Raw genomic sequence first — 20,141 nt, forward strand, 5'->3', positions numbered from 1 at the left:
GTCTCGCCATGCTCGGTGCTTACGATACGTCCGGCGCGAACGCAGTGATACATGGCCGCCGACCGTTCGGGCTGGCAGCCGATGATCCGCGTGCCGGGCCTATGCGCCTTCAGGTAGATGGTGATCCCGCCGATCAGTCCGCCGCCGCCGACGGTAACAAAAACATCGTCGATGGAGGGCATCTGGTGCGACAGTTCGATGCCTATCGTACCCTGGCCGCCGATAATCTGCGGATCGTTGTAGGGTGAAATCCATATCCTGCCCAGGGCAGCGGCCTGTTGCTTGGCGTGCAGTTCCGTTTCGAGCGCGTCGCCTTCGTGAAAGACCAGGTCCACGGGATACCGTTTGATCGCTTCTATTTTGGATGGATCGACGCCGTTTGGCAGAAAGATCGTACCCGGACAGCCAGTGATCATGCAGGCCCGGGCAACGCCCTGCGCGTGATTGCCCGTCGAGGACGTCACCACGCCCCGGGACAACTCCTCCCCGGTCAGTGACAGCACCTTGTTCATGGCCCCGCGCGCCTTGAAGGAATTGGTGTGCTGCTCGCTTTCCAGCTTCAGGTGAACCTCCGCGCCTGTTTTATCTGATAGCGGCATGGAGTGGATAAGAGGCGTTTGCAGGACATGAGGCCTGATGCGTTCTTCTGCGCTAAGTATCTCTGGGAGTAGTTGATGCATGGATGAAAGACTGCCTGAGCTTCGGCGCGGCGGGAGGGTTGCGGTCGGCTCTTCAACTCGGCAGGAAGACTACGATAGGCTCTTCAGCCCGATTGGAAGATCGCAGCCAGCCCGCCAGTCAGTCGGTCAGCCCGACCGCGCGTATGCGCGGCTGGAAGATGCGGCCAGTCCGTCAGCCTGACTGCACGACTTCGACGTGGCGGATCAGTCCTTCATCCGAGAAGGTGATCGTTTCGAGTCCCCGGCGCTCCACGGGCTGCCCCGTCTCGGCATTGCTGGCCCGCATCGTGAATTCGAAGGAGGCCGTGTAATCGGAATCCGCGCGATAGGTGTCCACCGTCCAGTGCACGTCGGGAAAGGCGGTAAAGAAACCGGTCATCATCTCCCGGATCTGCTCCAGGCCCTCGAAGAGACCGAACTGCGACGACCGGTAGGTGGCATCGGGATCGAACATGAGAAAGACTTCGTCCAGTACGTGGCGATTCGATCGCTCGACATACAGTCTTGCCAGGTCCGTTGCTTTCCGTCGATCCACGCCATGTTCCTCATGGTAAAGCGTAAATTACTTAACGAGTGGTTACCCGCGAAAATGTGTCATGCTCCGGTACACCGTGTCAAGTTGGAAAACCTTGCGGCAGCCGATTGTAAAGGATGACAGGCAGACCTGCTCCGCAGGGTTGACGCAATGCGTATAATTTAGAAGGAATTCGACTATCCCTCAATCAACCGGCTCCTTGCCGCGAAAATCCCAACCGGCCCAATGCAACGAACTTTCAGCCACGGATGAGGATATGAAATCAGATTCATTGTTCCATGAGGTAGAAACGCCCGCGGTATTGCTCGATGAGGCCAGGATGATGGCCAATCTGCGCGCCATGCAGGATTTGGCGAACCGGCACGGCGTCGCACTGCGTCCCCATGCCAAGACCCACAAGTCCCTGGAGATCGGCCGGAGACAAACCGGGCTGGGCGCATCGGGCATGACCGTGGCCACGGTGGACGAGGCGCTGGTATTCCTCGAGGGCGGGTTCGAATCCATCACCGTCGCCCGGCCGGTGGTCTCTCCATCGAAGTGGGATCGGCTGCTGTCCGCAGCGAAGGATCGAGGCGCCGAGGTGCGCGTGGTGACCGATTCGAAGGAAGGCATCCAGGTAGCGGGCGAGCGGGCGGCGGTCCATGGGCAGTCCATCGGACTGTTTCTTAAAATCGACGTGGGACTGCACCGATGCGGCCTGCTGCCGGAGGATGGGCGTATCGGGGAGCTGGCTGGGATGATCCACGATCACTCGAATCTTGAATTCCGCGGCATCCTGTCCCACGCCGGCCACGTGTACGGTTCGAAATCCAGGGCCGAGGCCGCCGAAGCCGCGGAAGAGGAACGGCGCACCATGGTCGCGGTGCGCGACGCCTTGCTGGCGGACGGCCTTCCCGTGCCGGAGGTTTCCGTGGGCGCCACGCCGGCCGTCCTGGCCACGGAGAGTTTCGAGGGCCTGACGGAAATAAGGCCCGGGAACTATGTTTTTCTCGACCTGCTTCCGGTACGTGTCGGCGTAGCCCGGGTTGCCGATGTCGCCCTGTCTGTGCTGGCCACGGTGATCAGCAGCAACGAACACTATTTCGTGACGGACGCCGGTTCGAAGACCCTGACCTCGGACACGGGCGTACACGGCATGACGGGGAACCAGGGTTTCGGCCTCGCCTACCCGGATACGGGATTCCTGGAGCCCGATCGCGAGATGACCGTGGAGAAAGTCTCCGAAGAGCACGGCATGGTCAGGCGAAACGGGTTCGATCTGGCCATCGGATCGAAGATCCGCGTGGTTCCCGTTCACAGCTGTCCCGTGGCGAACCTCGCAAGATCCTATGTCGCGCTGACACGCGACGGCCCTGAATCCTGGCCGGTGGACGCCGCGGGCGGGTCAAGGTAGCAGGCGAAGGACGCCGCGGGCGGGTCAAGGTAGCAGGCGAAGGACGCCGCGGGCGGGTCAAGGTGGCAGGCGGCGAAAGCGATCCAGGACGGACCGCGCGACAGGGCCGGGCTGCACACGCGCCAGACGGTCACGGACGTGCGCCAGACGGTCACGGACGCGCGTAAGCCGGCTTCCGTCCCGTGCAGGTCTCATCTCGGCCAGGAACCGGGAGGGCCGCTTCCGCTGCGTCGTTATACATAGCCTTTCTTCGGCCCGCGTCAGGGCGACGTAAAAGACGCGCCGCTCTTCTTCGATGCCCTCGTCCGAGCCCGTCATGCGGCGGTGGGGCAGGATATCCTCGACCACGTGGAAGAGGATGACCCCTTTGAATTCGTCTCCCTTGCTCCGGTGAATCGTGGTAATGGTTATCCGGTCCTCGCCTGCCGACACGACGCCCCGGGTTTCTCCTAGTTGCTCGCCGTCGCCTGCCGTTTCGATTGTTTCGGCCGTTTCTCCAAAACATGTGTCGTCTTCGACTGTTTCCTTCTCGGACACGTTGGCTTCCGCTGTCTCCGCCTGAGACGCGGCATCTTTGGCGTGCGCTGGAGGGTCCGTGTCCGCTTCGGAAGCCATGGACCCGAGATACGCGTCTACGAATGACTCTGTGGCGGGATACCCGGCGGCCATCTGCCTGATCATGCCGATGGATTCCATGTCGGCCACGCCCATCCGCTGCCTGCTCGTCTCGTCCCTCCTCCTGTAGTAGGCTCCGAGCCCGGTGTGTTCCATCAACGCGTCGAGAAAGGCCACAGGAGATCCATCCGGGGATCCGTAGACGTCTCGCAGGGTTTCGATACATTGAAGGTATTCCTCCAGCTTGGCGATCGCGTCACCCGGCAGACCGTCCATACGCTCGAAGAAACGGTGGCCGAGGGTCGCCGCGTCGCGCAATTGCTCGTTGGAGAGGTGCCGGGACGGGAAGGACAGGCTGATCGCGTACGATAGGGGATCGGCCCGTTCGCCATGGACGATGACGTCGAACCAGGCGCCCGCGGTCCTTCCGGCGCGGGACTGGTACACTGCCCCTTCATCGAGCGGGTTGAAGGGCAGGTCCGCCTCCTTAAGCGCGGACTGCAGGGGCGCCGCGATGGACTGGACCCGCACCAGCACGGCCATGTCCGCGTAGGCATATCCCAGCTTTCTCCACCGGCGTATCACGCGCACCACGGCATCCGTTTCGGCTTCCAGCGACGGGCATTTGTGGATCAGGATCGTGTCCCTGCCCGAACCGGCCTGAGCCTGTACGGGGCGGATCGGCTTGTCGAAACGGTCCATGTTATGGGCAATGACGCCCGCGGACCGGGTTACGATTTCCGGCCTGCACCGGTAGTTCGCCCCCAGGGTGTGGATCGCGGCACCGGGATACCAGCGTTGAAACGAGCGGATGTTCTCCGGGTCCGCACCGGTGAAGGTATTGATCATCTGGTCGTCATCGCCCACGGCGAACAGGTTGTTCAGCGGCAGGGAGAGCAGCCGGAGCATCAGGAACTGGACGGGGGTGAGGTCCTGGACCTCGTCCACCATGACCGAATCGAAACGATGCTGGTAAATGGACCGGGTTCCGGGGTTGTTGAGCAGGATTTCCACGGCGCGGAATAATTGCTCGTCGAAGGTCATCAGGACCTTTTCCGTCATGCGGCGTTCCACCTCGGCACGGATTCTGAGGGCCTGTCGCCCGTCAAAACCCTCGAACTCCCCGCATGCGACGTCTCCGTCGAGGGGAATCAACGTTCTCCGGTACCGGGAAACCGCTTCCTCGTATGCCATGACCAGATGTTCGGGAAAAGGGTAGGGGATGGCTGGAAGATGCTGATTGAAATCCGCTCGGAGCACCTTTCTGTATAGATCCGTCAACCCGCCCGGCAGGGACTGCTCCGTAACGACCCCGCAGCCCGCGTAAGGGCTCTCCGGCGCCTGTCTGCAGATCTCGTATCCCAGGCTGTGCAAGGTGCGGATATGCACATCTGGCAGTCCGGCGTCCCTGTGTATACGCTCGGACATCACCTCGCTCGCCGCCTTGTTGAAGACCACGCACAGTATCCGGCCGGGGTTGACGCCGCCCCGGACCGCTTCCACTACCCGCCGCGTCAGCACCCGCGTCTTCCCCGAACCCGCGGGTGCGAGGGTGAGCACGACGCCGGCCCGGGGATCAAGACACCTGGCCTGTTCCCCGGCCAGGCCGGGATTCGGCTCGGGCATCGGGAGTACGGTTCCGCGGCCGGCCAGGACTGAACGGACCCTGTCTACACATCCGTCGAGATCGTTCACGACCTCGCTCCCGCTGAACCGGACCACTTTCCGTATGTTATGCGCTTGAGTCAGCGCCTTGTCCCGCCGGATATGATCTTCGCGGGCGAACTCCCTGCCGTCGATCTCCACCGCCACAGGGTTATCATGGGGCGACTCGACAAGCGCGTCGACGAAACACGATCCCATCCGGGCATGAAGCCGGTGGGACAGCCCAGCCCGGGTAAGTTTCTGGTGCATCATGCTTTCCGCGGTCGTCAACCAGGGTTTCTCCGAAGAACTCAGCGCACCGGGAGAAGGGAACACCGCGCAGGTGCAAGCCAGGATAGACCGGAGCTGTTCCCACAGGAGCGGGCACATGGCCTCCTCGATCCCGTCTTTCACCGGCATTTCGACCGAACCGGCGTCCAGGTCCTTCTCATCACAGGAAGCAAAAAGATACAAGGGGTTGTATCGCCTGTACGCCGGAAGAACGATGCGATTCATGAGGCTGTTCAGATGGACCACGCGACTGGACGACAGTTTGAGGACCAGGCGGTCGGGTTCACCCGGAATCTCCTGGCCTTCATCCGGATCGCACAGCACGGCAGTGCCCGGCCTGGACTCGATTTCGGGAATGGAGAACGTATCAGGACAGCCGAAAACGGCAATGCCGCGGCCCTTTCGTTCCCACCGGGACACGTCGTCCGGTGTGAACAGGGCCTGCCCCGCTGCAAGGGGCTGATTCGTGGAAAGAGCCTTGCCCGCGGATTGAAGCCTGTCCGTCGATGGTTTGCGTACCTGGTTCGACATGTTTTAGATGCAGTGTAGATGCAGCGTTGAAGGAGAAAAACGGGACCGCGTGGCTTCGACCGGGTACCCTGAAAACAGATCGGATCCATTCTGAATGTGATCCGAATGCCTTGTATTCCTTACAGTCGGCGCGATCACTCTGCTCTCGAAACCAGGACCGGCGCCGACTCACGGGACGTGGTCCGCCTGGGCACAATTCGTTGATGGATGGCACGTTGCCGGTTATTTTCGGTTTGAGGAGGTAAGGCACATGGGAGTCGTGGAAGAGACGGTATGGGGCGCTTTCCGTTCACGTCCCGTTTTCCTGTACACGTTGAACGGGGCATCCGGCGCGGCCGCGCGCGTTACAAATTATGGTGGAATCCTACAGTCCCTGGAGATCCCGGATACGGACGGGAACCTCGTGGACGTCGTGCTGGGTTTCGATACCTTCGACGAATACCTGGGCGATCATCCGTTCTTCGGCGCCACCGTCGGCCGCTGCGCCAACCGGATCGCAGGCGGTCGGTTTACGCTGGGCGGAAAGGCCTACAACCTTGCTGTGAATGACAAGGCCGGTCCCAACCACATCCACGGGGGCCCGGGAGGCTTCGACAAGCAGGTCTGGGAACCGAGGGACTTCGGCCAGCACAGCGGGGGGACGTATGTCGTACTGGCGTACACGAGTGGAGATGGAGAGGAAGGCTACCCGGGTACGGTGGAGACGACCGTTACCTATACGCTGAACGGCAACGACGTGCTGCGGATTTCCATGGAGGCGCGTACCGACCGGTCCACGCCGGTGAACCTGACCAATCATTCGTACTGGAACCTGAATGGTCACCAGTCCGGTCCGGTGCTGGATCACGAGATCGCCCTGTACGCCGACGCCTACACGCCTGTCGACAGCCACCTCATTCCCACCGGCGAAATCAGGGCGGTCTCCGGGACCCCCTTCGACTTCACGCAACCCAGGACCATCGCCTCGGAGATGGATGCCATTGTCCCGCCTGGTCCGGGGGGGCCCGATGGTCCCGGCGGATACGACCACAACTTCGTCCTGCGCAATGCGGGCGGACAGGTCCGGCCCGCTGCCCGCGTGGCTTCCCGCCGGTCCGGCCTCGCCATGGAAGTGCGGACCAATCAACCGGGCGTGCAGTTCTACACGGGGAACCACCTGTCCGGCGCCCTGTCGGGTAAAGGCGGTGCTGCCTACGGCCGGCACCACGCCTTCTGTCTGGAAACGCAGGCATTTCCCAACGCGATCAATCGCCAGGGATCACCGGGATGGCCTTCGGTCGTGCTGAATCCGGGCGAGACATACCACCACGAGGTGCGCTATGCCTTCGCGTCCTCCGAGCCGGCCCGGTAAACCGGCTCCGTTCACGGCCTGCAGACAGACATTCGCGGTCCTCTGGCCAAGCCCCGAACCGGCGCGTCGGTTCGTGCCCAACAGGTGAAGACGGTCTGGCGCAAATGATCGGCGCACCGATCCGAGCTCAACAGGTGAAGACGGTCTGGCGCAAATGATCGGCACACCGATCCGTGCTCAACGGGTGAAGACGGTCTGGCGCAAATGATCGGCGTGATCGGAGACGAGAAAGGCGAGTATTTTGCCCACGCCTTCGGAGTCGCCCAGGTATTCGGCCGCCTGCTTCAGCGCCTCTTCCGCCGACTCGCCTCGGGATTCGGCCGCCTGGGCGATGTTTCTCAGCTTCATGGGCGTGGCGATTCCGCCCGGACACACCGCGTGTACGCGTATGCCGAAGGGAGCCAGTTGACTCTCCAGGACGACGGCCTGGCCGTGCACGGCGCCCTTGCTGGTTCCGTAGGCCACCGATGAACTTCCTCCCCGGACGCCGGCCCCGGACGACAGCAGGACGATCACGCCCCTTTTCTGTTCCTTCATCACCGCCGCCGCGTACTTGCACGTCAGAAAGGAACCTTTCAGGTTGACGTCCATTACGTGCTGCCATACCGCCTCGTCCAGTTCGTCTACGGGAACGTAGGCGCCCTCAAGCACGCCCGCGCAGTTGATGAGCGCATCGATACGGCCGAAGTCTTCCACCGCCCCGGCCATCAACGCTTCGACCTGGCCGGCGTCCGAAACGTCCACCACCTGGTATGATCCCTCGCCGCCCGCGGCGTGTATATCCCGATAGGTCTCTTCCAGCCTGTCCTCATCGATATCGGCAAGGACGGTATGGCCCCCGGCCTCTGCGCAACACAGGGCCGCGGCCCGCCCAATACCCATCGCCGCGCCGGTTATGACGACCGTCCTGTCTTCGAGCAACATGTCACTGTCCTTCCGTCTATGGTTCGCGGAGATGCGCCGCGGGCCGTCGTGGGTTCGCCGGGATGCGCCGCGGGATATGCCCACACTCCGGGACTGCGCGTTCATACTGGCCGGATGCTGTTTCTCCCGGGTATTCTAATCCCTGGCCACGTAATTATCAAACCCAATAAGCATTGACGCCTCCGGTGCTGCTGCGTTACCACCTCTGCCGCTGCTCCGGTGCCGCATCCTGTGCAACTCCAACGCTGCTCAGACGCTGCTTCCATCCCGTCTTCACGCTCCCAAATGCCTTGACATGCGCACTACACATATGTAACCTTATGGCAGATGCGGAGATAGCATGCGCGCCGATTCCGGGGATCCGGCACGGCAGGCAGCCAATCCATACTCCGTCTGCATTCGGCCCTTCACGACCCCGACAGGACCCGTTTATGGACCGGCGTCATTTTCTTGAGACCCTCGCGGCCGGACTCGTTGCCGGCGGTTCCGTGCTTCCCACGTTGCAGTCCGTGGCCGGGCCGCTGTTCGTTCCCGTTGAAAAAGACGAAGAGGGCCTGACGCCGCTGCGCCGGTTTTTTGCGGTAGCCATCGTCTCCTTTCCACCCAAAATCGATGTGGAGAATGAACGGCTCGAGATCGAGGGTGCCGTGACGGCTCCGTTCGCCCTGGGATACGACGAATTGTCCCAGTGGCCGCAGCACACGCAGGAAAGTATCCTGCGTTGCGTCGGCGGCGCCGAGGGAAGAGCCCGGTGGGTCGGCGTGCGGCTGCGCGAACTGCTTGAAACGGCCGGCGTGGCCCCGGACGCCCGGGACGTCATTTTCTACGGTGCCGACGAGTATGAAAGCAGTATTCCCGTCGATGTGGCGATGAAGGAGAGCAGCATGCTCGCCCTTCAGATGAACGACGAGCCGCTGTGGTCCAAGCACGGTTCGCCCGTACGGCTGGTACTGCCCGGCATGTATGGATACAAGCAGGTTAAATGGCTGACCCGAATCGAAGTCACCCGCAAGAACCACAAGGGATACTGGGAGAAACGAGGCTATTCGGACGATGGGCGGATCAAATCCTGAGGAGCCAGGCTTTTTAATGGATGCCATGCTGGTTACCGGCGGAGCCGGGTTCATCGGCAGTAACTTCGTTCGATACGCATTGAACCGCTACCCCGACGCGCAGGTTGTCGTGCTCGACGCCCTGACCTACGCCGGGAATCTGGCCAATCTCGATGACTGTGTGGATTCGGAACGGCTCCGATTCATTCAAGGGGATATCCGGGACAAGGACACCGTCGACGACGTGATGCGCGGGGTCGACACGGTCGTCAACTTCGCTGCCGAATCGCACGTCGATCGATCCATCCTCAATCCCTCCTCATTTATCGAGATCAACTACAACGGGGTATATGTTCTGCTCGAAGCCGCGCGGCGAATGGAGGTAAGACGGTTCCTCCAGGTGTCCACCGACGAGGTGTACGGCCACGTTCCCTCGGGCCTTTCGATGGAAAGCGACGCCTTCGCGCCCCGCAGCCCCTACGCCGCCAGCAAGGCCGCCGCGGACCTGCTGGTTCAGTCCTATTACACGACCTATGGGCTGCCCGTATTGATCACGCGGGGCGGGAACACCGTCGGACCCTACCAGTACCCGGAGAAGGTCCTGCCCCTGTTCATCACGAACGCCCTGGAGTACAAACCCCTTCCGGTATACGGCGACGGAAGCGCCGTACGCAGCTACCTGTATGTCGAAGATCACTGTTCGGCCATCGACTGTGTGCTCAGTTCCGGCCAACCGGGAAGCGCCTACAACGTGGGCACGAACGACGAGGTCAGCGTACGCGACCTGGCAGACCGGGTCCTGGAAATCCTCGACAGGCCGGCAAACCTGCGCGAGTTCGTTCCGGACCGTAGCGGGCACGATCTGCGGTACGCCCTGGACTGCGGCCGCATACGGTCCCTGGGATGGAACCCGGCGTTCGACTTCGAAACGATGCTGAAAGAAACGGTGCACTGGTACGTGGATCACCGGCCGTGGTGGCAGGAAATCCGGAACGAAGACAGTTACAGGGCGTATTATCGAAAGCAATACCATGAACGATGACATTCGTATGGATCTGCCAACGCATTCATGGAGGTTAAGGCGTGAGGTACCTGACTCTGTTTGAGTCTGTCGTCTTAGCCGGATGGATTTGTGTCGTAGTCTATGGTTTCGCGTTGAGTTTCATCGGCCGGATACGGGGACGAAGCAAGGCGCCGCTGATCTTTCCCCGGCACGTCTTCGCCCTGGTGGTGCCCGTGGGGAACGACGAGGGCTCGGCCGGCAGGACGGTAGAACATCTGCGCAGGAACAAATATCCGCGCAGCATGTTCGACGTGATCGTCGCCCCGGTGAACAACACGGATCAGACGTCAACCGTGACGCGCCGCAAGGGAGCCGTCGTTTACGGCCCCGGGAAGCAGCGCTGGCGCGACAGGGACGATGCGATACTGGGCGTACTGGAACGGTTATCCTCCAAAGACAGGTATGACGCGTACATCATCCTGGATGTGAGGTCCAGGATCTCCGCCAACTACCTGGCCGTGATGAGCGATAAACTGTCCAAGGGCGCCCTGGCTATCCAATCCGGCTATTGTGTTTCGGGCAGGAAGTGGACCTGGAACACCGCCCGCAGGGCCCTGCTGAGCACCCTGAAACCCGGTTGGCTGACAAGCTGGCCGCTGGACCTCCGTCTCGGTGGGGGGATTCATCGAACCGGTCTGTGCATTTCCCGGCAGTTGGTCGAGAAACACGACGTAAAAAGAGCCCGGCTCGACAATGTGCCGGTGTTTCAGACCGAGTTGCTTCGCAAGGACGTGGTCATTCAGTATACCGACGAAGCGTGGGTATACGACCGCACCAGGGCGGTCAAACCCCTCCGCTCCACGTTCAGCCGCCTGAGATCCAGGTGGCGTCATGCCCGCGCGGACGGAATGCCCCTGATCCTGGAGGGACTGAAATGGCGCAGTGCGGCCCAGGTTATCGGCGGCTTCAATCTCTTCATGCCCACGTACAACACCATGCTGGCCACGGCGCTGCTGTTCTTTGGTCTTGCCGCGTACCTGCACGGCATCGCATCGGCCATCGCCATGGGGTGGATCGCACTGATCGCGAGCCTGGCGGTCTTCGTGGTTTTCCGGTTGTGGTACATGCGCGCCCCGGTCCTGGCTTACATCGCACTGCCGTCTCTTCCCCTCATTCTGTTCTGGCAGTCCCTCAGATCCTGTTTCACTTCCAAACCAGAGCGCGGCAGGGCGAAGGACCGGGCGGAGACGGGAAAGGACACGCCACCAGAGACGGGAGGCGGACGGACGCAGGGCAGGAAGCCGCGGCGGCGGTATTCGCGCCGGCCCAGGCGCCAGTCGTCCTGACGAAAGGTGGCCGGCGTGTCGGCCTTCCGGACGAGGGATGACCTGCGGGTCGGCCTTCCGGACGTAGAGTGGGCCTGACGTCAGCCTTCCGGACGAGGGGTAGCCGCGTATCAGTTTTCCCGACCAGGTCAGCCCGGGAGCGTGAGCCATTCAACTGCACCACGCGTTGATCCTCGGATTCCTGCAGGGCGTAACGGAGTTCCTGCCGGTCAGCAGTTCCGGCCATCTCGTCGTGTACCAGCGCCTCTTCGGGCTGGGCGGGCCGGGCGGATCGGATGAAACCGGGTTGCTCTTCGACGTAATGGTGCACCTCGGGACCCTGCTGGCCGTCCTGGTCGTGTTCCGGTCCGATCTCGCGATACTGGTTTCGAACACGTGGCGCGTGGCAACGGGAAAGGCGGGGGCGGACCGCCGGTCCCTTCGCCTCCTGCTCCTGCTCGCCCTGGGCACGATTCCGGCCGCGGTCTTCGGGCTGGGATGGAAAGACGAACTGGAGCGCCTGTTTTCCGCCCCGGTTCATGTCGGCTTCGCCTTTCTGGTCACCGGTTCCGTTCTGTGGCTGTCCCGATTCGCCGGACGGCCTGGCCGATCCGACCTGCCTGCGAAGGACATCGGCGGAACGACCTGGATCGACGCGCTGCTGATCGGTCTGGGCCAGGCGCTGGCGCTGATTCCCGGGATCTCCCGGTCTGGAACGACCATTTCCATCGCCTTGCTGTTGGGACTTGACCGGCGGCTGGCGGCGCGTTACTCTTTTCTATTGGCGATTCCCGCGATCCTGGGGGCGGTTGCCGTCCAGATCGGCGATACGGGCGGCATCCCCGTCGATCAGTGGGGCGCGGTAGCCGCGGGGACCATCACGGCGGCCGTGAGCGGTTACATCGCGCTCAGACTGCTCCTTCGCATCGTCGTTGCCGGCAATCTGTCCAGGTTTTCGTACTATTGCTGGGGAATCGGACTGCTGACGCTGGGCGGAGTACTCTCCGGGCTGTCCGGGCTATCCAGCGCATTCTGATCTCTGATTGGTCTGTTTCCACATCCCTCGGAGCCTCACGCACAACAGACGGGAGCCAGGCGCATGAATCGAGACATCGGCAGGCTGCTCGATGAATGGGAGTACACGGGGCCCGACAAGCTCATCGTGCGCAAAATCAAAGGAGAAGACGGCCGGACCAGGATTCAGATGCGCGTGGATCTCGGTATCCTGCAGATGGAGTGGTCCGGCCGGCCGGACGGCGGAACGCCCCACGGGAAAGCCTCCCTGCTGGACCACTACCTGGAACGACTCGAAAAACGGAAGGCGGACAAGGGTCCGGACGCGCAGCTCAATCTGTCCCACGAGGACTGCGTGAACCTGCAGTCGGAATCGCTGCAGTATTACTACCGGCGCATCTGCATGTTCGAGCTGGAATCCTATCACGAGGCCTGCCGGGACGCCGAGCACAATCTGCAGATCATGGATATGGTGCGGACCCATGCCGAAAACGACGACGACCGCCTGTCCTTCGAACAATACCGGCCCTTCGTCATCATGCACCGTACCCGTGCGCGAAGCCTGATTGCCACGGGCACGGGCGATACCGACAAGGCCTTGCATCATATCGAAGAAGGCATCGAAGAGATCGAGACCTTCTTTCGTTCCTATGACCGGAACGACCTGGTAGAGGAAAGCCAGGAGCTGAAAATACTGAGAGACATGGCCGAGGAGATCCGAAAACAGCAGCCCCGTTCCGAGGAAGACCGGTTAAGGGCGGAATTGACGGAGGCCGTCGAGAACGAGGAATTCGAACGGGCCGCCGAAATACGGGACGAACTGAAGAAGTTCGACCTGCCCTAGACCGGAGCCCCCTTTGCTTTCCTGGATCAGAAGCGCCGACCGTCAACTCATCCTCTTCGTGCTTGGCGCGGTCAGCATGGGCCTCTCGATGGGCCTGGGTGAGATCAGCTTCAACAACTTCCTCAGCGACACCTACCACATGGACGCGATGAGCCGTGGCGAGCTCGAGTTTCCCCGCGAGTTGCCGGGCTTCCTCGTCGCCGCTTTCGCCGGCATCCTGTTCTTCTGGTCCGAACTTAAAATGGCAGCCCTTTCCATGGCGCTGATGGCCGTGGGGTTCCTGGGGCTTGGATTTTACGGTGATCTGTACGGTCTGATGCTCGTTTCCATGATCATCTGGAGCATCGGCATGCACCTGCAGATGCCCGTGACGCGGACGATCGCCCTTCGGCTGGCCCGCGAAGGACGAGGCGCCACGATGCTGGGCCGCCTGAGCGGCATCCAGACAGGCGCCGCCATCCTGGGCAGTATCCTGCTCTGGATGGGACTGGGCGGCACTTCACTGGGCTATCTGCCCGTTTTCGCCCTTGCCGCGCTGGTGGCACTGGGGGGCGTCTACTGCTACCTGGCGATGCGTCCCATAGAGGGGCACACGGGCAACCGCCCCACCTTCATCATGCGGAAGCGGTACACCCTGTTCTACCTGCTGAACATCCTGTTCGGCGCGCGAAAGCAGATCTTCATAACCTTCGGTCCCTGGGTATTGATCAGCATCTTCGACAAACCGGTATCCACCATCGCCTCGCTCCACCTGGCCGCATCCGTTATCGGCATGTTCTTCGCGCCGCAACTGGGCAAGCTGATCGACCGGTTCGGGGAACGCCTGGTGCTGATGATCGACGCGGTACTGCTCGTCGGGGTGTGTCTCGGCTATGGCTTCGCCGCGGAAATGGGGCTGGGTGCTTGGACGGTGGACCTCATCTATGCCAGTTTCGTGCTCGACCTGGTCCTGTTCAACGTCAGTATCGCGCGGACCACCTACGCCAGCAAAATCGTCGTCAAAAAGGACGACCTCACCGCGACCCTGTCCCTGGGCGTAACCATCGACCACGCGGTGTCCATGTCCATTCCCACACTGGGCGGACTGGTCTGGGTCATCTACGGCTACCAGCACGTCTTCATCGGTGCGGCCATCGTCGCCGTCCTGACCCTGATCGCCACCAGTTTCATATCCGTGACCCGCCCGGGTTCGGGCCGGGTGAGCCAGGCGGAGGCGGCCGGGTGAGGGATCCGGCCGGAGGCAGGAATCCGGTTGACGAGAAAATACGCCGGTCGCGGAACGAGCCGGCTACACCATCCTGACTGAGGCGTCAGCCGGTACCGGGACGAGTCAGGCAGACTAGCCGCCCGCCATCCAGCCGCCATCCACCACGATCAGTTGTCCCGTGAGAAAATCGGAAGCCGGAGCGGCCAGAAACACCGCCGTGCCCGCGATATCCTCCGGTTCGCCCCACCGGCCGGCCGGCACCCGGTTCAGGATGTAGGCACCCCGCTCGCTTTCTTCGACAGGCCGGGTCAGCGGGGTCCGGATGTATCCCGGACAGATGGAATTGACGTTGATGTTGTACCGCGCCCAGTCGATCGCGAGTTGATACGTCATGGAAGCGAGGCCGCCCTTGGCGGCCGTGTATGCGGGAATGAGGGGAATACCCGTAATGGCGGACAGCGAGGCAATGTGAATGATCTTGCCGTATTTGCGCTCTATCATGTGCCGGGCCGCAAGCTGGGTGAGAAAAAAAGTGCCCTTCAGGTTGGTGCTCATAACCTGGTCCCAGTCCTCCTCGCGGTAGTCCTCCGGCGGCGTGCGTACGTTCACCCCCGCGTTGTTGACCAGGATGTCGATCTGCTGCCACGTATCCAGAACCGTTGTCACCAGGGCTTCCCGGTCTTCGCGATTCGATATGTCCGCTTCCACGACCAGCGCTTCGCCGCCAAAGCCCTTGATATCATCCGCCGTATCGTCGAGCCGTGACCGGGTCCGCCCCGCCAGGACGACCCGGGCGCCCGATTCGGCCATGGCCGTCGCGATGCCCTTGCCGATGCCCGTTCCCGCGCCGGTTACGATGGCAACCTTCTCCTTGAGTGAAAACCGCTCGAGATTCATTTGCGCTCCTGTGCGTCTGCCGATCTGCTGTAAAGAGTTGACAAGAACCGCCCGGAACCGGTAACTGTTTCGTGTCGGCCGGCCGGGACGTACCGAGCGAACGGGATACGTCGGACGGCCGGGATGTGCCGGGCGAGTCAATATACAGCACCGCGCCCTTCGCGGCAATGGGACAAAGCGCGACGCAGGAGGCAAACCACGGCATGGGCACACCCGGATATTCCGAACCCGCAAAGCTGATCTGCGCCGTCATGGGGCAGGACGAGGCCATGCTGAACCGGGGACGCGATCTCATGGCCGAACGGTACGGCGAGGCGGAACTGACGAGTCCGGTATTCGAATTTTCCTTCACGTCCTACTACGAACCGGAAATGGGAGCCGGGCTGGTCAAGCGGTTCATCGGATTCGGACCGCTCGTGGACCCGGCGGATCTTGCCGGGATAAAGCGAACGAGCAATGACCTCGAAGCCGGAGTGGCGCGGCCTGACAGCCTGCCGGGACGGGGCGTGAACATCGATCCGGGTTACATCAATGGCGGACAACTCGTCCTGGCGACCACCAAGAACTACAGCCACCGCATCTATTTAGGGAACGGGATCTACGCGGAGTTGACCCTGTTGTATACCCGGGGCGCCTTTACTCCGATGCCCTGGACCTACCGGGACTACCGCACCGATGAAGCCCTCGCCTTCTTCGCCCGGGTGCGCGGTGCCTTTCTCGCTCAACGGGGAAAACCGCAGCCAGGTGGATCACAAGCGCCTGCGAGATGAAAATCACAATCCCGCTCATTTTGTCTTGACCTGTTTTCAGAGACCGGTTTATTATACCGGTATACCGAACATCCACAACGATGACGATCGTTTCTCCAGGCGGACCGGCCCCTTTAAGTCGGCGTAATACCGTCATCGCTCATGTGGCCACTCGCGATAAATGACACCAGGCTAATCCCGGTCAGGTAGAAAGATTGTATACAATGATTCGTCTCAAAGTATATGATGTCGGGCCTCCCTATCCCCTCCACGCCACCCCGGTACTCTGGCTGGCCGACGAAGAGGAAGAGCAGGTCCTGATCCTCTTGATCGGCATCGCGGAAGCCTTCGCAATCAAGAGCCAGATCGACGCCAGCGAAGAAGCGCCGCCGCGCCCCATGACGCACGATCTGCTCAAGTCCGTCTTCGAGCATTTCGACGCCGAGGTACAGTTCGTCCTCATTTCCGAACTGCGCGAGCAGCAGTTCTACATCGCGGAAATACACGTGAAGGCCAACGGACAGACCATGACCATCGACTCGAGGCCCACGGACGCCATCGCCCTGGCCCTTCGCGCCGGCGCGCCGATCTACGTGGAGGAAGAGGTCATGCGCGTGGCGGGCAAGCGGATGCCCAAGAACAAGGACGGGAACGGAGAGGACGATATCGCGGCGTCTATCGAGGAGCTGGAAGCGGAAGCGGGAGAGGAGGGCAAGGTTCCTGCGGCGCAGGTGGCCGCCGAAGAATTGATGGAAGCGGTGGAGATCAAGAGTCCGCCACGCACCCCGCTCGAGACGGCGCGCCAGAAACTTCAGGCAGCCATAGACGAGGAACGGTACGAGGACGCCGCCCGTCTGCGCGACGAGATCAACCGCCTGGAACAAAGCGCCTGAAAGGGTAGCGTGCGAGAAGCCATCACGATGTGGAAGTATACCAGGATGGTCGTCCTGGTAGCCCTGACGGCAGCCATGTATGCCGCCGTCCTCATTCCCTTTAAACTCCTCCCCATCATTCCCGGCATTACCGAGCTCCGGCCGGCCAACGTGTTCCCGGTCATCTGCTCGCTCATGTTCGGTCCCGCCGGCGCGTGGGGCGCGGCCTTCGGCAACCTCATCGGCGACCTGATGGGCGGCACCTACGGGCTGGGCAGCTACTTCGGCATGCTCGGCAATTTCCTGCTGGGCTACATCCCCTACCGGCTCTGGCGCATTCTGACCACGAAAGAACCGGGCGCGTGGTCGCCCGCCATGCTCGTGCGGTACCTGTACGTCACGCTGCTGGCGAGCATCGCCTGCGGCGTGACGGTCGGCTGGGGCCTGGACACCCTCGGGCTCGTGCCCTTCCACGTGCTGGCGCCTCTCATTTCCCTGAACAATTTCGTTACCGCGGCGATTCTGGGGCCGCTGCTGCTGCCCGTGCTCTATCACCGGGTCAAGCAGTGGGGCCTGCGCTATCAAGACGTCATGGACCCCGCCGATCTCTCCAGGGGCCGGCTCCCCCACGTCGCCCACGTGATCATGGTGGTGGCCCTCTTCGGCAGTCTGTACGCAGGGATTTCCATATCGCTGGGTATGAACGAGGAAGCTGCGGGGACGATTCCCCTGCTCTTCGGTCTCGAAATCACCGCGCCCGAAAGCCTGCTCATGCCGGTTGGCGCCAACGTCGGAATGGGACTGCTGCCCTTGATGGTCTTGCTTGTGATCGCCTGTATCCTGATCTGACCGGAAAATGCGGCGACGCGAAATGGTAATCAAGGCGCCGCGAATCTATTTGAACCTACCGCGACCGGAGGACACCGCGTCATGAAGATTGTCGATGTAGAACGAATCGTCGTGGATGTGCCCTTCACCGAGCGCCAGACCCGTATTACCGAGCGGGAGGTGTACAACTGGTCGATCCTGGAACTGTGCCGGGTGACGACGGATACCGGGCTGGTCGGCTGGGGGGAAACGGTCATTCACTACACCTGGGCGCGGGTCACCGACGACGCCGTGAACCGGGTCATCGGGAAGAGTCCGGCCGACGTGATGAACGACGATACGCTTGGCGCCGGACTTCAGATGGCCCTCTTCGACGTGGTCGGAAAGGCGCTTGGCGTGCCCTGCTACAAGCTGCTCGGGAACAAGGTGCGGGACTGGTCGCCCATCTCCTGGTGGTCCATCGACGCCTCGCCGGGAGACTGGCTGGCCGAAGCACGCGACGCGGTGGCCCTGGGATATACCAGCTTCAAGATCAAGCAGCGGCCCTGGTGGGACATCTTCGCCCAGGTGGACGCTATCGCCACGGGCATCCCCTGTTCCTTCAAGCTGGACCTCGACGCCAATGCCACGATGCAGAACGCGGCCGCGGCCATGCCCATCATACAGAAGCTCGCGGAACACGAAAACGTGGCCATGTTCGAATCCCCCATTCCACAGACCGACATCCTGGGCAACCGACAGCTTAAGCGGGTCATCCCCCGGCCCATCGCCATGCATTTCGGCTCGCCGCCCTACATGACGGCCATCCGCGAGGAAGTCTGCGACGGCTTCGTCATCTGCGCGGGGAAATCCGAGGTAATGCGGCAGGGCCAGTTGAGCGCCGAGGCCAACATGCCCTTCTGGCTCCAGCTCGTGGGCAACGGGCTCACGACGACCTGGGCCGCCCACCTGGGTGCCGTGCTTACGCACGCCACCTGGCCGGCGATCACGTGCATCAACCTCTACAGCCACCACCTGCTGACCAAACCCATAGAGGTCGCCGGCGGCTTCCACCGGGTACCGGAGGAACCGGGTCTGGGCGTGACCGTGGACGAAGAGGCGGTGGAGCGTTGGAGGGTGTCTGACGAGACCGTCCAGGAACAGAAGGAAAAGGGCGAACTGTACGACAAGCCCAAACCTCGGATCATCAATTCCGTGATCTACCCGGACGGCACCCGGATACATATCGCGCCCATGAACCGGGCCTACGGATATTTTGTTCAGGGTAACGGACCGGCCCACGCGGACGGGGTCTGTCTCGAGATCGCGCACGACGACGGCTCGAAGGATTGGGCGGATCTCTACGAGCGGGCGTTAGAGCATCCGGTGCGCAGCCGGGGCTAGAATACAGGAGACGGATATTCATGATTAAAATCGCGGAGATTCTCAGCACGGGCCGCAACACGCTCTGGGACCAGGTCAAGCAGATCGGCGTGGATCACGTGGTCACCAGCATGCCGCCCGCGGTGGGCAATGAAAAGGGCTGGGAGTACATGCCCATGCTGCGGATGAAGAACAATTTCAACGACGCGGGCTTCGATGTGGCCGTCATCGAAAGCACGCCGCCGATGCACCGCATCAAGCTGGGTACGGAGGGCCGGGAGGAGGAACTGGACAACGTCTGCACCTTCATCGAAAGCATGGGCCGCGTCGGCATCAAGACCTGGTGCTACAATTGGATGGCGATCCTGAACTGGACCCGCACCTCTTCCACGGTCCCCTCTCGTGGCGGCGCTGTCGTCACCGGCTACGACCACGCCATGATGCAGAACGCGCCGCTGACCGAGGCGGGCGAAGTATCCGAAGACCAGTTATGGGAAACCCTGCACGAATTCCTGGAGCGGGTAACGCCCGTCGCGGAACAGTACGGCGTGGAAATGGCCATGCATCCCGATGATCCGCCGCTCTCGCCGCTGCGGGGCATCGGGCGCATCATGCGATCGGTGGACAACTTTCAGAAACTCCTGGACCTAGTGCCGAGTCCCATGAACGGGGTCACCTTCTGCCAGGGCAACTTCGCCCTCATGACCGACGACCAGCCCGCGGCCATCCGCCACTTCGGCGCGCAACGCAAGATCTTCTTCGTCCATTTCCGGGATGTCCGCGGGGACGTGGAGAACTACGTGGAGACCTTTCACGACGACGGCCCGACCGACATGATGGAATGCCTGCGCGCGTACCGAGATATCGGGTTCGAAGGCGTGCTGCGCCCGGACCACGTGCCGACCCTCGCCGGCGAAGACAACGACCATCCGGGGTACTCGGCCCTGTGCCGGCTGTACGCGGTCGGTTATATCAGGGGATTGAGGGAGGCGGTGTACCGGGAGGACGCGTAGCGTCGACGACA

The 20,141-nt window shown here is 62.0% G+C and carries 18 protein-coding genes; 13 read left to right on the forward strand and 5 right to left on the reverse strand.

The window, feature by feature from the left end; genetic code table 11:
- Positions 1 to 599: pyridoxal-phosphate dependent enzyme (locus OXG98_09015; GenBank protein MCY3772147.1), on the reverse strand; the 599-nt coding region annotated here is incomplete at its 3' end.
- A 253-nt stretch (positions 600 to 852) separates the two neighbouring features.
- A complete protein-coding gene (locus tag OXG98_09020) occupies positions 853 to 1,215 on the reverse strand; it encodes a nuclear transport factor 2 family protein (protein MCY3772148.1) in 363 nt (120 codons plus the stop codon).
- A gap of 256 nt (positions 1,216 to 1,471) precedes the next feature.
- On the opposite strand from OXG98_09020, the gene OXG98_09025 reads away from it, so the two are divergent.
- Positions 1,472 to 2,608 (forward strand): alanine racemase, encoded by a 1,137-nt coding sequence (locus OXG98_09025; GenBank protein MCY3772149.1) that lies wholly within the window; start codon positions 1,472 to 1,474, stop codon positions 2,606 to 2,608.
- 57 nt (positions 2,609 to 2,665) lie between these two features.
- Here the strand turns inward: OXG98_09025 and OXG98_09030 are convergent, their stop codons facing one another.
- Entirely contained in the window at positions 2,666 to 5,689 is a 3,024-nt protein-coding gene (locus tag OXG98_09030; GenBank protein ID MCY3772150.1) for a UvrD-helicase domain-containing protein, read from the reverse strand.
- 250 nt (positions 5,690 to 5,939) lie between these two features.
- Here OXG98_09030 and OXG98_09035 point away from each other — a divergent pair, with 250 nt between their 5' ends.
- Entirely contained in the window at positions 5,940 to 7,040 is a 1,101-nt protein-coding gene (locus tag OXG98_09035; protein ID MCY3772151.1) for a galactose mutarotase, read from the forward strand.
- A gap of 177 nt (positions 7,041 to 7,217) precedes the next feature.
- On the opposite strand, the gene OXG98_09040 is transcribed toward OXG98_09035, so the two are convergent.
- Positions 7,218 to 7,964: an SDR family NAD(P)-dependent oxidoreductase gene (locus OXG98_09040; protein MCY3772152.1), complete on the reverse strand. Its 747-nt coding sequence runs from the start codon at positions 7,962 to 7,964 to the stop codon at positions 7,218 to 7,220.
- A gap of 431 nt (positions 7,965 to 8,395) precedes the next feature.
- Here OXG98_09040 and OXG98_09045 point away from each other — a divergent pair, with 431 nt between their 5' ends.
- The 6 genes from OXG98_09045 to OXG98_09070 all read left to right on the forward strand — a co-directional run bounded on the left by OXG98_09045 (position 8,396) and on the right by OXG98_09070 (position 14,427).
- Complete coding sequence (locus OXG98_09045) at positions 8,396 to 9,037, forward strand: molybdopterin-dependent oxidoreductase (protein MCY3772153.1); 642 nt, start codon at positions 8,396 to 8,398, stop codon at positions 9,035 to 9,037.
- A 16-nt stretch (positions 9,038 to 9,053) separates the two neighbouring features.
- Positions 9,054 to 10,058, forward strand: coding sequence for a dTDP-glucose 4,6-dehydratase (gene rfbB, locus OXG98_09050; protein ID MCY3772154.1), 1,005 nt, complete (start codon positions 9,054 to 9,056; stop codon positions 10,056 to 10,058).
- Between the two features lie 41 nt (positions 10,059 to 10,099).
- The gene (locus tag OXG98_09055) at positions 10,100 to 11,365 is read left to right on the forward strand and encodes a hypothetical protein (GenBank protein ID MCY3772155.1); all 1,266 of its coding nucleotides are present in this window, start codon (positions 10,100 to 10,102) and stop codon (positions 11,363 to 11,365) included.
- Between the two features lie 166 nt (positions 11,366 to 11,531).
- Positions 11,532 to 12,380 (forward strand): undecaprenyl-diphosphate phosphatase, encoded by an 849-nt coding sequence (locus OXG98_09060; GenBank protein MCY3772156.1) that lies wholly within the window; start codon positions 11,532 to 11,534, stop codon positions 12,378 to 12,380.
- Positions 12,381 to 12,443: 63 nt separating this feature from the next.
- A complete protein-coding gene (locus OXG98_09065) occupies positions 12,444 to 13,202 on the forward strand; it encodes a UvrB/UvrC motif-containing protein (protein ID MCY3772157.1) in 759 nt (252 codons plus the stop codon).
- Positions 13,203 to 13,215: 13 nt separating this feature from the next.
- Positions 13,216 to 14,427 carry an MFS transporter gene (locus OXG98_09070; protein MCY3772158.1) on the forward strand — a complete coding sequence of 404 codons (1,212 nt, stop codon included), beginning with the start codon at positions 13,216 to 13,218 and terminating at the stop codon, positions 14,425 to 14,427.
- A 114-nt stretch (positions 14,428 to 14,541) separates the two neighbouring features.
- Here OXG98_09070 and OXG98_09075 read toward each other — a convergent pair whose 3' ends face one another.
- Positions 14,542 to 15,306: a glucose 1-dehydrogenase gene (locus OXG98_09075; protein ID MCY3772159.1), complete on the reverse strand. Its 765-nt coding sequence runs from the start codon at positions 15,304 to 15,306 to the stop codon at positions 14,542 to 14,544.
- 71 nt (positions 15,307 to 15,377) lie between these two features.
- On the opposite strand from OXG98_09075, the gene OXG98_09080 reads away from it, so the two are divergent.
- From OXG98_09080 to OXG98_09100, 5 genes are all read left to right on the forward strand, one after another.
- Complete coding sequence (locus tag OXG98_09080) at positions 15,378 to 16,076, forward strand: DUF4416 family protein (GenBank protein MCY3772160.1); 699 nt, start codon at positions 15,378 to 15,380, stop codon at positions 16,074 to 16,076.
- A 203-nt stretch (positions 16,077 to 16,279) separates the two neighbouring features.
- Positions 16,280 to 16,948 carry a bifunctional nuclease family protein gene (locus OXG98_09085; GenBank protein ID MCY3772161.1) on the forward strand — a complete coding sequence of 223 codons (669 nt, stop codon included), beginning with the start codon at positions 16,280 to 16,282 and terminating at the stop codon, positions 16,946 to 16,948.
- Between the two features lie 9 nt (positions 16,949 to 16,957).
- Positions 16,958 to 17,776 (forward strand): QueT transporter family protein, encoded by an 819-nt coding sequence (locus OXG98_09090; protein MCY3772162.1) that lies wholly within the window; start codon positions 16,958 to 16,960, stop codon positions 17,774 to 17,776.
- Positions 17,777 to 17,857: 81 nt separating this feature from the next.
- Positions 17,858 to 19,138 carry an enolase gene (locus OXG98_09095; protein ID MCY3772163.1) on the forward strand — a complete coding sequence of 427 codons (1,281 nt, stop codon included), beginning with the start codon at positions 17,858 to 17,860 and terminating at the stop codon, positions 19,136 to 19,138.
- Positions 19,139 to 19,158: 20 nt separating this feature from the next.
- A complete protein-coding gene (locus tag OXG98_09100) occupies positions 19,159 to 20,130 on the forward strand; it encodes a mannonate dehydratase (GenBank protein MCY3772164.1) in 972 nt (323 codons plus the stop codon).
- Positions 20,131 to 20,141 lie beyond the last annotated feature (11 nt).

It is taken from the genome of Gemmatimonadota bacterium (assembly GCA_026706345.1).
GTDB lineage: Bacteria > JAAXHH01 > JAAXHH01 > JAAXHH01 > JAAXHH01 > JAAXHH01.

Bases quoted from the DNA above. Each gene is read 5' to 3' on its own strand.
- OXG98_09025 (MCY3772149.1), top strand. From the start codon at position 1,472: ATGAAATCAGATTCATTGTTCCATGAGGTAGAAACGCCCGCGGTATTG.
- OXG98_09030 (MCY3772150.1), bottom strand. From the start codon at position 5,689: ATGTCGAACCAGGTACGCAAACCATCGACGGACAGGCTTCAATCCGCG.
- OXG98_09035 (MCY3772151.1), top strand. From the start codon at position 5,940: ATGGGAGTCGTGGAAGAGACGGTATGGGGCGCTTTCCGTTCACGTCCC.
- OXG98_09040 (MCY3772152.1), bottom strand. From the start codon at position 7,964: ATGTTGCTCGAAGACAGGACGGTCGTCATAACCGGCGCGGCGATGGGT.
- OXG98_09045 (MCY3772153.1), top strand. From the start codon at position 8,396: ATGGACCGGCGTCATTTTCTTGAGACCCTCGCGGCCGGACTCGTTGCC.
- rfbB (MCY3772154.1), top strand. From the start codon at position 9,054: ATGGATGCCATGCTGGTTACCGGCGGAGCCGGGTTCATCGGCAGTAAC.
- OXG98_09065 (MCY3772157.1), top strand. From the start codon at position 12,444: ATGAATCGAGACATCGGCAGGCTGCTCGATGAATGGGAGTACACGGGG.
- OXG98_09075 (MCY3772159.1), bottom strand. From the start codon at position 15,306: ATGAATCTCGAGCGGTTTTCACTCAAGGAGAAGGTTGCCATCGTAACC.
- OXG98_09085 (MCY3772161.1), top strand. From the start codon at position 16,280: ATGATTCGTCTCAAAGTATATGATGTCGGGCCTCCCTATCCCCTCCAC.
- OXG98_09095 (MCY3772163.1), top strand. From the start codon at position 17,858: ATGAAGATTGTCGATGTAGAACGAATCGTCGTGGATGTGCCCTTCACC.
- OXG98_09100 (MCY3772164.1), top strand. From the start codon at position 19,159: ATGATTAAAATCGCGGAGATTCTCAGCACGGGCCGCAACACGCTCTGG.